19 protein-coding genes are annotated in these 13,168 nt (G+C 41.6%); 3 read left to right on the forward strand and 16 right to left on the reverse strand.

Annotated features, from left to right (window positions below; all coding sequences use genetic code 11):
• Positions 1-7: 7 nt before the first annotated feature.
• From ICN22_RS01125 to ICN22_RS01155, 7 genes are all read right to left on the reverse strand, one after another.
• Complete coding sequence (locus ICN22_RS01125) at positions 8-568, reverse strand: peroxiredoxin (protein WP_216168488.1); 561 nt, start codon at positions 566-568, stop codon at positions 8-10.
• A gap of 196 nt (positions 569-764) precedes the next feature.
• Positions 765-1,166: an SRPBCC family protein gene (locus tag ICN22_RS01130; RefSeq protein ID WP_216168489.1), complete on the reverse strand. Its 402-nt coding sequence runs from the start codon at positions 1,164-1,166 to the stop codon at positions 765-767.
• Positions 1,167-1,194: 28 nt separating this feature from the next.
• Entirely contained in the window at positions 1,195-1,713 is a 519-nt protein-coding gene (locus tag ICN22_RS01135) for a DUF1003 domain-containing protein (protein WP_216168490.1), read from the reverse strand.
• Positions 1,714-1,817: 104 nt separating this feature from the next.
• Complete coding sequence (locus ICN22_RS01140) at positions 1,818-2,501, reverse strand: haloacid dehalogenase type II (protein WP_216168491.1); 684 nt, start codon at positions 2,499-2,501, stop codon at positions 1,818-1,820.
• A gap of 139 nt (positions 2,502-2,640) precedes the next feature.
• Complete coding sequence (locus ICN22_RS01145; protein ID WP_216168492.1) at positions 2,641-3,165, reverse strand: superoxide dismutase family protein; 525 nt, start codon at positions 3,163-3,165, stop codon at positions 2,641-2,643.
• Positions 3,166-3,371: 206 nt separating this feature from the next.
• Positions 3,372-3,767: a COG4315 family predicted lipoprotein gene (locus ICN22_RS01150; protein ID WP_216168493.1), complete on the reverse strand. Its 396-nt coding sequence runs from the start codon at positions 3,765-3,767 to the stop codon at positions 3,372-3,374.
• Between the two features lie 110 nt (positions 3,768-3,877).
• Positions 3,878-4,480 carry a nitroreductase family protein gene (locus tag ICN22_RS01155; RefSeq protein ID WP_216168494.1) on the reverse strand — a complete coding sequence of 201 codons (603 nt, stop codon included), beginning with the start codon at positions 4,478-4,480 and terminating at the stop codon, positions 3,878-3,880.
• Positions 4,481-4,646: 166 nt separating this feature from the next.
• Here ICN22_RS01155 and ICN22_RS01160 point away from each other — a divergent pair, with 166 nt between their 5' ends.
• Positions 4,647-5,123, forward strand: a complete 477-nt coding sequence (locus ICN22_RS01160; protein WP_216168495.1) for a Dps family protein — start codon at positions 4,647-4,649, stop codon at positions 5,121-5,123.
• A gap of 213 nt (positions 5,124-5,336) precedes the next feature.
• Here ICN22_RS01160 and ICN22_RS01165 read toward each other — a convergent pair whose 3' ends face one another.
• The 6 genes from ICN22_RS01165 to ICN22_RS01190 form a co-directional block, all read right to left on the reverse strand.
• A complete protein-coding gene (locus ICN22_RS01165) occupies positions 5,337-5,774 on the reverse strand; it encodes a CBS domain-containing protein (protein ID WP_216168496.1) in 438 nt (145 codons plus the stop codon).
• Between the two features lie 201 nt (positions 5,775-5,975).
• On the reverse strand, positions 5,976-7,088 hold the full coding sequence (locus ICN22_RS01170; protein ID WP_216168497.1) for a sensor histidine kinase: 1,113 nt from the start codon (positions 7,086-7,088) through the stop codon (positions 5,976-5,978).
• 585 nt (positions 7,089-7,673) lie between these two features.
• Positions 7,674-8,333, reverse strand: coding sequence for an LpxL/LpxP family acyltransferase (locus ICN22_RS01175; protein ID WP_216168498.1), 660 nt, complete (start codon positions 8,331-8,333; stop codon positions 7,674-7,676).
• Between the two features lie 311 nt (positions 8,334-8,644).
• The gene (locus ICN22_RS01180; RefSeq protein WP_216168499.1) at positions 8,645-8,854 is read right to left on the reverse strand and encodes a BrnA antitoxin family protein; all 210 of its coding nucleotides are present in this window, start codon (positions 8,852-8,854) and stop codon (positions 8,645-8,647) included.
• Between the two features lie 11 nt (positions 8,855-8,865).
• Positions 8,866-9,144, reverse strand: coding sequence for a BrnT family toxin (locus ICN22_RS01185; RefSeq protein WP_216168500.1), 279 nt, complete (start codon positions 9,142-9,144; stop codon positions 8,866-8,868).
• A 400-nt stretch (positions 9,145-9,544) separates the two neighbouring features.
• Complete coding sequence (locus tag ICN22_RS01190; RefSeq protein WP_216168501.1) at positions 9,545-10,243, reverse strand: hypothetical protein; 699 nt, start codon at positions 10,241-10,243, stop codon at positions 9,545-9,547.
• Between the two features lie 189 nt (positions 10,244-10,432).
• Here ICN22_RS01190 and ICN22_RS01195 point away from each other — a divergent pair, with 189 nt between their 5' ends.
• Both ICN22_RS01195 and ICN22_RS01200 read left to right on the forward strand, forming a co-directional pair.
• On the forward strand, positions 10,433-10,609 hold the full coding sequence (locus ICN22_RS01195) for a hypothetical protein (protein WP_216168502.1): 177 nt from the start codon (positions 10,433-10,435) through the stop codon (positions 10,607-10,609).
• Positions 10,603-10,992 (forward strand): HPF/RaiA family ribosome-associated protein, encoded by a 390-nt coding sequence (locus tag ICN22_RS01200; RefSeq protein ID WP_216168503.1) that lies wholly within the window; start codon positions 10,603-10,605, stop codon positions 10,990-10,992. Before ICN22_RS01195 ends, ICN22_RS01200 begins: the two co-directional genes overlap by 7 nt.
• Here ICN22_RS01200 and ICN22_RS01205 read toward each other — a convergent pair.
• The 3 genes from ICN22_RS01205 to phaZ all read right to left on the reverse strand — a co-directional run bounded on the left by ICN22_RS01205 (position 10,982) and on the right by phaZ (position 13,157).
• A complete protein-coding gene (locus ICN22_RS01205) occupies positions 10,982-11,200 on the reverse strand; it encodes a hypothetical protein (protein ID WP_216168504.1) in 219 nt (72 codons plus the stop codon). The genes ICN22_RS01200 and ICN22_RS01205 overlap by 11 nt on opposite strands.
• A gap of 296 nt (positions 11,201-11,496) precedes the next feature.
• Positions 11,497-11,883: a hypothetical protein gene (locus ICN22_RS01210; protein ID WP_216168505.1), complete on the reverse strand. Its 387-nt coding sequence runs from the start codon at positions 11,881-11,883 to the stop codon at positions 11,497-11,499.
• A 2-nt stretch (positions 11,884-11,885) separates the two neighbouring features.
• The gene (phaZ, locus tag ICN22_RS01215; protein ID WP_216168506.1) at positions 11,886-13,157 is read right to left on the reverse strand and encodes a polyhydroxyalkanoate depolymerase; all 1,272 of its coding nucleotides are present in this window, start codon (positions 13,155-13,157) and stop codon (positions 11,886-11,888) included.
• Between the last annotated feature and the right edge of the window lie 11 nt (positions 13,158-13,168).

Below are 13,168 nucleotides of genomic sequence, written 5' to 3' on the forward strand. Positions count from 1 at the left end.
AGAACAATTAAGCGGCTCTATTTTTTAAATAGTCAATCACCCAGACCGGATCGCTTTCGCTTGGAAAGATGGGGTAGTGAACAGCTTCGATCACGCCATCATTTGCAATCAGGGTGATGCGCTTTAATAGCGTCATTCCGGCAGCAACAAAGGTGGGCAAGCGCAAAGCTTCTTGAAATCGATAATCTTCATCACTTATTACTGAAAATGGCAAATGCAAACGATCCGCCATCTCTTGTTGATATTCCGTGGATTGAACGCTTAGACCCACAACATCCGCGCCAAGCGACCGAAGCTCTTGATAGTGATCCCTAAATGAGCAGCTTTGTGGGGTACATCCTCTTGCTCCCGGGATTTGATCCCATCCATCGGGCAAAGGAACATTGGGCTGACCTGTCATTGGGTAGCAGTAAATCACTAAACGACCCTTAATCTCGCTGAGATTCAGTAGGCCTTGAGCCGTTGTTACCAGGGAAAAAGCTGGCAAGCGCATACCCACCAAGTGATCTGCAGCCCCATCATCTTGAGGGATAGGTAAGTCGGCAGGTAATTGATTGAGATTTGTCATAAATGTAATCTTAGCTTACTAAGCCATGGCCTATCTACAAGTCTTTAGAGGCACTGATTTCTTCAATGATGCGAGCTCGGCCATTGACTCAAACTGTCGACGCAAGATATTTTTAATGAAGTATTCGATTACTACTGATGGCACTAAGGAATTTGGTTCAATTTGGGCATCGTACTTAAAGGTGGTGAAATCCTTCTCAAAAAAATAGCCGCCAACTTCCCTTGTAATACTTTGTGTCTCCGCTGAATTGCTCAAAAAGTAATGTTTTGTTGGGGATTTCTACATACTCAAACTCAGAGCGCATTTCAAATGGGATGAATAGAATTCTTTCCTCAAGCAAGCGAACGACCTTCACTTTATTGCCTGACCTAAACAGCACTTTTGAATCGACCACTCCAGGTAGATTTTTAGCGCTCTCATAGTCAGTAATGAATGCAAAGGCTTCACAAAGCGTGATCGGCACCTCATAACTTGCGTTCACCTGAAAGCGATCACCAGCTCTCGTAACAGAAACTTTTAAGTCATACGCACTTGATGACTCTTGCGCAAGGACAATGCCGCACGATGCAATTAGAACAATATAGAGGAGCTGCTTCATGCTGGGAGTTTAACGGTATCAAAGTGAGCTACTTACGAATGCCATCTAGTTTTTCACTTAAAGCCTCAACAGCCTTTGTTAAACCGAACAGCTCTTTTTCTTTCAACAATTCAATTTTTTGGTGCAAGAGTTCAATCTCTAGCTCTGCCTTCACGTTGACTTCAAAATCATTGCTGGCCTGTTGACGATCTATTTCTGAAAGTCGATTCTGACTCATCATGATTGCTGGAGCGGTATAGGCAGCCTGAAAAGATAGCATTAAATTTAGCAAAATAAATGGGTAGGGATCCCATGCATTTGTGTTGTTCATTGAGTTGTAAGCGATCCAAACAAAGATACATGCACTTTGAACTAGGATAAATTTCCATGAGCCTACCGTTTTTGCAACAACATCAGAAATTTTCTGGCCAGTCGTTAACCCTGGAGTGTAAGCTTGAATATGACTTGAGATGTTGCGAGGGAAGCCTTTGCGATGCTTTCGCCTATGCTCCCGAAGGGACTCTAGAATTTGTAGCTCTTCAGTGGTGGGTGCAGTAATGGTGGTCATAGTCCCTCGCTTTATCTGACTACTTTACGCTCATCGAGGAGACTGTAGATTCAGCATCCTGGAATGCTGAATCTACACCGCTTACCTTCATTCAAAGCTAAGTATTAAATGACTTCCAATACCTTGCTTAAGGAGTTGCCCTCATAATTTGGCATATCACCAATTTCTTCAAAAGGGTGACCTAGGCGATTAACCCAAAATACATCAAATCCATACCACTTAGCCGCTAGAGCATCCCAGGCGTTGCTCGATACAAAGAGAACTTCTTCCCTCTTTACAGGAAATGCTTTAAGTAAAAGTCCATATGCCTGAGGATCTGTTTTAAATTGGCGTACATCCTCAATGGTTACAACTTGATCTAGATAGGGCTTCAAGCCATTGCTATCCACTACAGTAGCGAGCATCTCTCTACTGCCGTTAGACAAGATAGCCGTAGATAAACCTTTTTCTTTAATAGTTTTTACAACCTTCAAGCTATCCTCAAAACCAGTGAGCTTGGCATATTGATCCATCAGTCGCTTTTCATATTCTGGCGTGAGATTCAAACTCATCCGCTTACAGATATAGCGCAAAGAACGAATGGTCAATTCCCAAAATGGCAGATAGTGCTTACTACCACCAGGATTGGGATCACTCATTGTTACTAGGCGCGTGTATTCAATTTGGCGATCTCGCCACATTAAAGCAAATGCCTCGCCATGCCCAGGGAATAATTCTTCTGCCAACTGGCTCATAGAGTAGACATCAAACAGCGTTCCATAAGCATCAAAGGCGATTAGCTTGTACATAATTTGTCCTATATTTTTTATTATGAATATCTATTGTTGTTTAAAAGGAGGTCTCTGAAGCAAAGCATTAAACCTGAAAATGAGAAAACCACCCGGAGGTGGTTTTTCTTTTTTTACTAATCTAAGGCTAGGGGCAATACTATTTAATCAGGCCGCATGCAATTCTTGGGCCTGAGTTGCCCGCTGGTTGTGATTTATAATCATCTGGATCACGATGCACAACAACAGATTTTCCTAAAATACCAGTTGGCCCATTATTCACAGTAAAGCCACTTAGCTTTGCAGAGTAAGTGGCATTACCATTGGCATCTGATTTGATGTTTGGCATATCTCCAGCATGATTGGCTCCACTTCCGGGCATTCCATGCGATTTTGTGTCTGGATTGAAGTGGCCACCTGCGCTAGTAGCATCAGGGGCAGAGCAATCTCCTTTTTCATGAACATGAAATCCTTGCTCAGCATTTGGCTTTAATCCAGTAAAGTTTCCGGTCACCAAAACATCATGCCCTTGCCATACAAAATTTACTGTGCCTTTTGTATTTGAGCCTGAGCGCGAATCTAAGCTAGCGGACGCTTTTTGACCGGTACCTTGCTCCATTGACTGGCAGGCTGTCAGCAACAAAACTGACGCGGCGCCAGCTAATAGAGAAATTTTTTTAATCATGGTTTGCCTCTTTTTGTTTATATAAACTCAGAATAGATCTTGTGGTGACACTCTTCAACTAAAACAAAAACCTTACTGGCAGTAGTCTTATTGACTTACTCTGCCCAAGGGTATGAATTCAAATGAAAAACCACCCGCAGGTGGCTGTTCATAGCGGCTCAGAACAAAGTCGGCTAGTGCCAGCTATGCTTGGACCTAAAACTTTTTTACATCTTGATAATGCGCCAAGCACCTTCTGAGCGACCATCACCAGTTTTATCGCCTGGCTTGACATCTTTTACATAGAAATACAAAGGCATGCCGTTAAACGCTAACTGCTTTTTGCCATCATCGCGGGTAATCACTGAATAAGCACCAGCAACAGCCGGGCTACCTTCCACCAATAGTGGTGGCCAATTGCTTGCGCACATACCATTACAAACTGACTTGCCTGAACCAACGACATCCTTGCTAAAGGTATACAAGGTCATACTATTATTACCAGCCAATACACCATCGTTTGCCTTAGTAAATGGCGCCAACGCTACTCCGGTCATTGATGCACAGGCTGCCAAAGTAGCTGTAGCCACCAATGCTATTAATACACTTTTTATACGGTCCATGCTTACTCCCTTTTGGTTGATAAGATACTTTAACCCTAATTTTGGTCTCTCGCTTTGAATCAGGCTGACTAGCAATTACATAGATAAAAACAAGCTAAAGGTGTTTATATTCAGAAATGGTTTTCGATAATCATTTCTGTCCTAGGAATAAATCCTGGTTTTGGCCAGGCTGGCTTTATCCCTTTGCCGATTACTAGCATGGCGGCAATATCATGGTCTTTTGGTAAACGAATCAACTCTGCAACCTTGTCAAAATCAAAGCCTACCATTGGGCAAGAGTCATAACCCATTGCTTTAGCAGAAAGCATCATTGTTTGAAGCATGATCCCCGCAGAACGCATTGCCTCATCTCTCTGCAATTGCTCTTTGCCAGAGTAGAAGGGATGAATCCAAGGCACCAATATATCTTGAGCTTCCTTGGGTGCATTTACCCAGTATCTCGCAGGATCCTTTTCCCAAGCCTTGATATCGACAGTGACTACAAACAGCAAAGATGCTTCGGTGACTTGAGCTTGATCGTGAGCAGCCTCTTTTAGCTTCGCCCTCAGAGCTTTATCAGTAACATTAACCAAACGCCAGTGCTGGATATTAAAAGATGATGGGGCCTGCATAGCTAACTCGAGTAGCTGCTCTGTCTCTTGCTGAGTCAATTGATGATTGGGGTCGAAAGACTTTATGGCTCTACGCTCGCGAATTGCGTCAAATGTATTCATAGTTTCCTTTATTGGTTAAACCGAAGCTACAGAGATTCTAGGCGCACCCCTTTGGTATTTTACGAATTATTATTACGCCAAGAACTCCATATCTTTTAACCATAAAATGGCGCATGATAGCTTAATCAATTGATAACGAGATTCATCTGAGAAGCAGGGGCACAAAATGAGTACAAAAATAGATATTGGCATTAGCGAAAAAGATCGAAAAGCAATTGCAAATGGGTTATCAGGCCTCTTGGCAGACAGTTACTCTTTATATTTGATGACCCACAATTTTCATTGGAATGTCAAGGGCCCGATGTTTAACACCCTTCACACCATGTTCATGGCTCAATACACAGAGCAATGGGCGGCACTTGATTTAATAGCAGAACGAATAAGGGCTCTTGGCGAGCCAGCACCAGGCACTTATAAAGAGTTTTCAAGATTAACCTCGATTAAAGAGATTGAGGGAACTCCCAAGGCAATCGATATGGTTAGGCATCTTGTAAAAGCTCAAGAAGCAACAGCAAAAACCGCTCGCAAACTATTTCCCTTGGTTGAAAAAGCCAATGACCAACCTACCGCTGATCTGCTCACCCAACGACAAGATATCCATGAGAAAACTGCTTGGATGCTGAGAAGCCTATTAGAGGAGTAAATCCCCTCAGCATTGCTCTAAATGACACCACTAACTCAGGGATGCCTAATTGATTTTCTTTTTAAATGACAGCTCGTGATGGGCGCATCCGAAACTAATGGCGCCTAGCCCTGCCAAGCTCTAAAAGAAAATAGCCCAATAAGTGGGCTATTGAGATTCTTGGTGGCTCGGGGTGGAATCGACCAGAGCCCGTGGAATTCACCATTCTAAATGCTAAACACCGTGGCCATTAATATAAGTTTCTAGAAACTTAATCTGACTACCTTGATTTTCAATAATACTTTTTACTAAATCTCCAACGGAAATCACTCCAACCACTTTAGATTCGTGTAGTACAGGCAAGTGTCTGATGTGCTTGTGAACCATGATAGCCATACACTCCTCTAATGAGTTAAGTGGCGTCACGGTAAGTGGTTTTGCTGTCATTATTTTTGAGACGGCCACTTGTTTTGGATTGTTATTAGGTAATAGCACTTTTATAGCGCAATCTCCCTGTGACACAATCCCCGCCAAAACTCCGTCATCGATAACTAAAATGGCTCTTACTCGATGCTCGCGCATGAGCAACAAGACATTTTCTACGGTATCAGATGATCTTACAGAAAAAATGGTGTTCGACTTTTTCTCAATAACTTGCTTTACTGTTGTCATAAGAGTCTACCTAATGAATTGAAGTTTAACCGTGATCGCTGCTTAATTATTTTTTATTCAAGTGTGATAATTATATTCTGAGGTGCCGCCATATTCAAAACACGATTATTAAGTTGACTTAAATAAAATGGCCCAATAAGTGGGCCATGGTGATTCTTGGTGGCCTGGGGCGGAATCGACTAGGCTCGAGGGTGCTTGAGTCTATCTTGTGACTGCTAAGGGTAATTCAATTACAAACTTAGCGCCACCACCATCAGCATCTTCAAAATGGATCGAACCGCTATATCTAGTGACAATATGCTTACAAAGCCATAGCCCTAGGCCCATTCCGGTCTGCTTGGTTGTACTCAAGAGCTCAAAAAGCTGGGATTTGAATTCAACAGGTACGCCACTTCCATTATCGGAAACTGTGAGCCGCACTAACTGTCCAGCCTTAATTGCTTCAATAGTGATACGACGCTGGAGCGTCCCAGCATTAGCCAAGGCCTGTGCCGCGTTGTTCACTAAGTTCAATATCACCTGCTCTATCTCTGCTGGATTAACCTTAATCACCAATCCATCGTCAACTCTTAGCTGAATTTGAATATTCTTAGACTTTAGCTCTGGCTTAACAATGTCTAATACTTTTGCTATCAAATCACCCAATTGAACCTCTTGAGCATTGGATTCACCTTCTGTAAATATTGACCTGAGGGATTTAACAATTGTAGCGGCTCTCTTGTTGTCGTGCTCTAGGGAATCTAAGATTTCTTTACCTAACGCTGGATTGAGCACCCCCTTTTCTAGCTTCATCTTGAGAAACTGAATATTAAGGCCTGAGGCTCCAAGGGGCTGATTGAGCTCATGAGCAATGGATGCCGATAGAGCGCCAGTAGCCGCAGTCTTATTCGCCTTCATCAGGCCATAGATGAGTCGCTCTTTTTCTTTTAAGAGCTCGGTAATTTTTTCATTTTCTTCTTTGGTACTCTTTAAGGCGTTGGTAATTTCATTTTCTTTTTTTATCTGCTTTTCTAAATAAAAACTGCCAAGAGCTACATAGATCAATATCGTACTACCGTATCCTAGCCATAAAAGAGTTAGGGCTAGAGTATCTTGAGCATATAAAAAGAAATTGATTTGGGTGCTTCCAATCAATACCCAAAGAGTTCTACAAGTTTCTCCAAGCAAAGTAAACGTTGTTAAAAAAATTAGCCACTTCACTACTATCGTTCGCTCTACTTTGTAATACTTTATCAACTCCCATATTTGCCACACCAAAAATAACTCTTGAGTAATTGTTATTAAGGCCACCCGATGCTTAAAGGTTTCTGGCATTACCCTCAAGTAGTTATAGAAAAAGAAAATAAATACTGGAATGAGCCATAAAAGTACAGTTTGAATTTTATTAAATGGGCGTTTACTCCAAGAGCGGTATAAAAATATGAGCAGAAAAACCGAAACAATAAATGTGGTATTTGCTATTGTGAGAAAAAACTTATGCGTCCACAAGGCAATGCCAAAGCTTAATGAGGATAGGGAGAATAAGCCTACGCTTAACGGCCAATAGATGCTTAATCCACTGGCCCCATTGGCTCGATATTGAAATAGGGCACTTAAGAACAGTCCTAGACCAATTAGCGAAAAAACAATAAAAAAGATTTGGTTGGCTATTTCCATAATCTAAATAGTACTAAAGATGATTAATAATGTCGCTTAAAACGACATCGCAAGCACTGGCCTTAGATGGGCGTCGCCTAAATGGGCGCAGGACCAGCGCAGGGATGTTTAATTAACGTGTCCTTTTAAAGGACAGTTCTGGTCAAAGGGGATGTGATTGGTAAAGGTGTAAACCATGTGGTCGGTACGTACCCTGAGAATTCTTGGTGGCCCGGGGCGGAATGGACTAGTGCCGAGGATGCCCTAATCTATGGGCGCTAATTCAGCTCCAACAGGTCTTTTGTATCGGTTATAAGACCACATATATTGATTTGGTTTGGATATTATTGACCCCTCAAAATAACGGTTCATTTCTGTACAGGCATCAACCAAGCAATCGGGAAAAGCTTCTGTCATTAGTCGACTTTTAATGATCCAACCCCTCCCCAGACCCAATCTTTCTGCCCCAACAAAAAGAATTGCTACATCAGCTTGACGTGCTAATTTGATTGGAAATGAAGTTGTGTAAGCATATTGATTAAAAAATTTAGCCCATACTCCATCGCCAACACTTGGAACCTGGTCTGCTAATAGCCCAACTACCTCACCCCTTAATAAGGCACGCTTAATTTGACGTACTCCACCAATGTTTGCCTCAACAAATGACATTTGAGAATGCTGGCGAGATTTAAGCATTAACTTATTCACCCACCCCTTTCGAGCAGGCCTATACATCACTGTCGCCCTTGTATGCTCGGCAAAAATACGAGGCACTATTTCAAACCCACCAAAATGTGAAGCAAGAATAATTACTCCCTTTCCATTTTTAGATAACTCAATAACTTGATCCAAGTTTTCTATGGTTGTTTTGGCGAGAGAAGATTTTGGATGTCTCCAAATCCATAGGGTGTCAGCAAACATCATTCCGGATTCAATTGCCGCCCTCCACGGGGTAAATTTGAACCCACAATAATTTGCGGCACTCTGGTGATTTTTATATAAGCGCGTCCGGTACCGAGAGGAGCACAAATAAATCAATAGTCCTATACAAGCCCCGGCCATCTGAATGGCCGCCAATGGCAGTGAGCTAAAGAACCTCAATATTAAATACAACATTGGCCATTTTACGCCCGACCAAAAGAAAATGCCCCGCACAAAGCAGGGCATTATTTAAATCTTGGTGGCCCGGGGCGGAATCGACCAGGGCCTCAGGAGACTCTCATCCTACCTCTAGACTACTTCCAGCTAAGGTTCAATTTCTTATGGGTAGCAGCACAATCTCTCAAATAGAGATTAATGAGGCTTTGATAAGGAATGCCTACTTCCTCTGATACAGACTTGAAGTAGCTCACTGAGGTCTCATCCAATCTGATGGTAATAGGCTTCTTGAGCATAGAAGCATATGGATTTTTACGGGCTTTTGAGAAATCATATTCTTTACGCATCTTCATCACCTTTAATAAGCTTTTGACTCTTTAGCAGTTGCCTTACGAGCCGAAATAATACGAACGACATTACCCTCGCTTCGATAACAATGGCAAACCAAAATCACACGAAGAGAATGGCTTACTCCCAGCAAGATAAATCTGTCTTCATCCTCTGAATGATCAGGATCAGAAATTAATTTGGCACTTTCATCATAAAACACAGATTTTGCTTCTTCAAATGAAATGCCGTGCTTTTTTAGATTAGCTGAAGCTTTTCTGGGTTCCCATTCAAATCGCAATGAAGTCATATGTACATTGTACATATATAAATTATAGAGGGCAAGTCCGCCCGACCAAAAGAAAATGCCCCGCACGAAGCAGGGCATTATTTGAGTTTGGTGGCCCGGGGCGGAATCGAACCAGGGCCTTAGGATGCCTGACTCTACTCCTAGACTGTCGTTTTAAACGACATGGCGTGAAGGGATAACAAAACCCCTACTTCTGCGGCAATAATTACCGGTTTAAACAGCCTGTATTGCCAGGGCAAAACAGCACAGTATTAAAAATAGCCATAAAGAATCGGTATTTGACATAAGCACCCCCTTGAGAAGATTTACTTACTTACACCCATGCATAAACTATGCCATTTTGGCTTGCCCTCTTTTCATAGCCGTCCTTTTAAAGGACATTTCAGTAAGGGCTTTCTAATCAGTTTTTCTTCTTAAAAGTGGCTTCAGTAATCGGTATATGGGTAATGACACAACATACGTCATCCAAGTGTTTGTAGGCAGACACCTTAACCTCGAACCATCTTTTATCTCCATTGCTGTGGCAAGGATACTTTGAAGTAAATATTTTCGAATGTTCCGCAATCACTGCACGAATAGCTCTAGCCACCTTATTTGCTTCTTCAGAGCCCGGTCCCATTGCTTTCTCACACACAGCTAGATAATTAACGCCTTCGCATCCTAGGCTTCCGCCCTTTAATTTGGGATAAAGCATAGCCGCAGATCGCCATGCACTATTAACCAAAATGATGATACCCTCTGCATTTAATACCGCCGTCAGAGGCGACACAAAGTTCAAAGCAGCTTGTGCCAAACCTTCTATTTTTCGTCGCCCATAGGCCTCTACTTTTGCCCTATCTTTTTGACTATCAATCGCTACATGAACGCTTGCTTTTTCGGTAACAGTCGTAGAGTAAATAAATGCTGCATCTAAATTAAGCCAGCTGATTAAAGTCTTTAATCTTGCTGTCTCTGGCATGGATTGGCCATTAATCCATTTTCTGGCCGATTCACGACTAATGGGCTTTGACTGAAAGTTACGTAGATTAAATTCAATCGCTAACTTACTGGCCGTAGGTATTTCCCCAAACCGATTAATCAGTCCCGCTCTAAAAGCCAAATGAAAACGCTCGATCACGAATTGGTTGATAGTAAAGGTTCCTTAGAGTGCTCTTTTGTCCGTTCAATATCATCTTCCTTTTCGGGCTCTATGTCAGATTAATTACATTTGCCAACTTGAACTTGGCAAGTGACAAACTATTCAGTTTATTTTATTCAGAATAATCATTAACAAAACAAGGTGGTAGAAATGGTCCAACTGACATACATCAATGCCATACAAAAACTAGAGGCAGGTGACTCATTCACCCTTCAAGATATGAAGAATCTATCTTATGCAGATCTCGATAAGCTATTTGAAGAAATCAAACATTGGAAGGTCTATGGCAATGTCGGCCAAAAAATTAATGAAGTAAAGCGATGGTAAAGGTCATACAAGAAAATAAAACTTACCTTGCTATCGATTTTAAGAATCAAGCGCTGCTTGATGGTTCGCCTGATAAAGCAGGGAATCTTTCGTCCATAGGCATTAAGTATGAGGGCAATTCTTTTGCTGAATTACCTATAGTCAAAGCCTATATCGATAACCGCTTACAAAAAATTCGTAATCAATTTAATGAATCTATTATTGCTACTGTCTTTATATTCATCGATACTACCGTTGAAAAAGCCCTAAGAAATACCGTTGAGATTACTATTCATCTTAAAGATAAGCAGCTTTACTCTGAGGATGAGGGCGAAGATCTTTATTCCACCATCAACTCTGCAATTGAAAAAATATGGAAAGCACTTAACCCGTCTACCAAATAAATTTTAGTGAGTCATCCAATTGGTAGTTGATAGACTGTTCGTATTCTCTAAGGCTTAATTTTGGTTGAAGCTTGGCTACCAATAGCGTGTTTGCCTCTTTCCAACCTGCAGTTAATTGCTCCATGGCTTTGGCTCTTTTATTAAGCCTTAGGTTCTCGAGCGTGAGCTCCTCTATACGCTGCTCTTCAGGTTCATATCTTTTGTCCATGACTAGACTCCCAACCTTTTACAGAAGTTCAGTCTATCCCTCTTCTAGTCAAAATAGCTCATTTTAGATATAAAGCTAATAATTAGTACTAAAAAGCAACACTAGGTATTGTTTCGTATTACATGGGTTTTGTCGTTTTAAACGACATTACAATCATCGACCCTAGATGAGCGTCGCTTAAATCGACTGACACAGGGATGACAAATCCCCAATAGATAAAGTGTCCTTTTAAAGGACGATTCAATATGGGGATATCCAGAGGAAATGGTGCCAAACCGCGGCTGACCCTCAAGTTTTTATATCTGACTGGCATCTTTATAAATGTTCTGATGGCTTTTATCTATGAGCTGAAAGTAGCTATCCATAAATTGATGATGTTGCTCAACCACAGCGTTATAGATCATGAGATTCGTTTGGCCAAATGCTTGACTGGCAATAACCACTGCACCCATTAATTCTTTGGGTTTAGTATGATCGATTGCATCAACGACCTTATCAGTAACCCGCTCATTAGCATCTTGCATTAACTCAATTAATTGCTCATGCAATTTTTTATGATTTTCAAAGGAATTACTTGTTACAGCCCAAACAGGCATCATCAAACTATAAAATCCTTCTATTGTTTTCATAGGATTCGTTTGACCTGTTGATTGTTCAGGTCTGCCAAAGTGGTTTAAGGTCATGATTAGTCTCCTGATGTGGTTACTTGTGAAGATGTCACCGTCACCTCATGGTGCTGGTCTGCATCTTGAATAAATTGGGTAATCATTGGCGCGATAGTGCGGCGAAATACTCCGCCATTAAAGGTTCCGTAATGCCCTACCCCTTTAATCAACTCGTAACGCTTATGTCTTTCGGGTAGATTTGGCGTGAGATCAAATGCCGCCTTCGTTTGACCTACACCACAAATATCGTCCTCTTCACCTTCTACGACCATCAAATAGCTTTTACGAATGTGTTTTGTATCCACCGGATGCCAACGGCTCATCATCTTTCCTTGTGGCAAGGAGTGGTCTTGAAAGACTTCTTTAATCGTTTGCAGGTAAAACTCTTCTGTTAAATCCATCACGGAGAGATATTCATCATAGAAAGCTTTGCGTCGATGGGCCTCTTCTTGGTTTCCCTTTACCAATGCCTCATGCATCGCATCAATTGACATGGCATGACGATCTGAATTCATGGCCATAAAACTATTAAGCTGTAAAAACCCTGGATAGACCCTTCTGCCCATACCTAAAAAGGGTGGTGGCACAGGTTGAATCAAATTTTTCTCGAACCACTCTAGGTCATGTGATTTAGCAAACTCATTCACCTTGGTTGGATTTACTCTGGTATCAATAGGTCCAGCAATTAGCGTAATTGAGCATGGCTGACAGCGGTCACCCCAATCAGACATGATGGCTGTTGTTGCTAGGGCCGCTACGGTAGGCTGGCACACAGCTAAAACATGCGTCTTGGGGCCTAAAAAATGTAAGAAATCAATTAAATAGTCTATGAAATCATTTAAATTAAAACGATCTTGGTTGGTGGGGATATTCTTACAATCTAACCAATCGGTAATGTAAACATCGTGCTCGGGTAGCATCGCTTCAACAGTCCCTCGTAAAAGGGTGGCAAAGTGCCCTGAATAAGGAGCAACAATTAATAACTTTGGTTGATGTAACTTTGTCACTACTTTTTTGAAATGCACTAATTGACAATAAGTTCGTTTCAGAACTATTTGATCTTCAACCTCTACTGCCTCTCCATTTACTTGAGTCTCATGAATATCCCACTCAGGTTTTAGATGGGCTCCCGACAACTGTTCTATGACATCTAGCCAAGCCAAATTGGATTTATGCAGTTCAGTATTAAGAAATGGATTTATAGGACTATTTAATGTAGCTCGAACAATCCTAAGGGATTGACGCATTGGTCGAATACTTGAAGCAATCGTGTTTTGCAAAAGGTATAGCATACCCACCCCTT

It is taken from the genome of Polynucleobacter bastaniensis (assembly GCF_018882205.1).
Classification (GTDB): Bacteria; Pseudomonadota; Gammaproteobacteria; order Burkholderiales; family Burkholderiaceae; genus Polynucleobacter; species Polynucleobacter bastaniensis.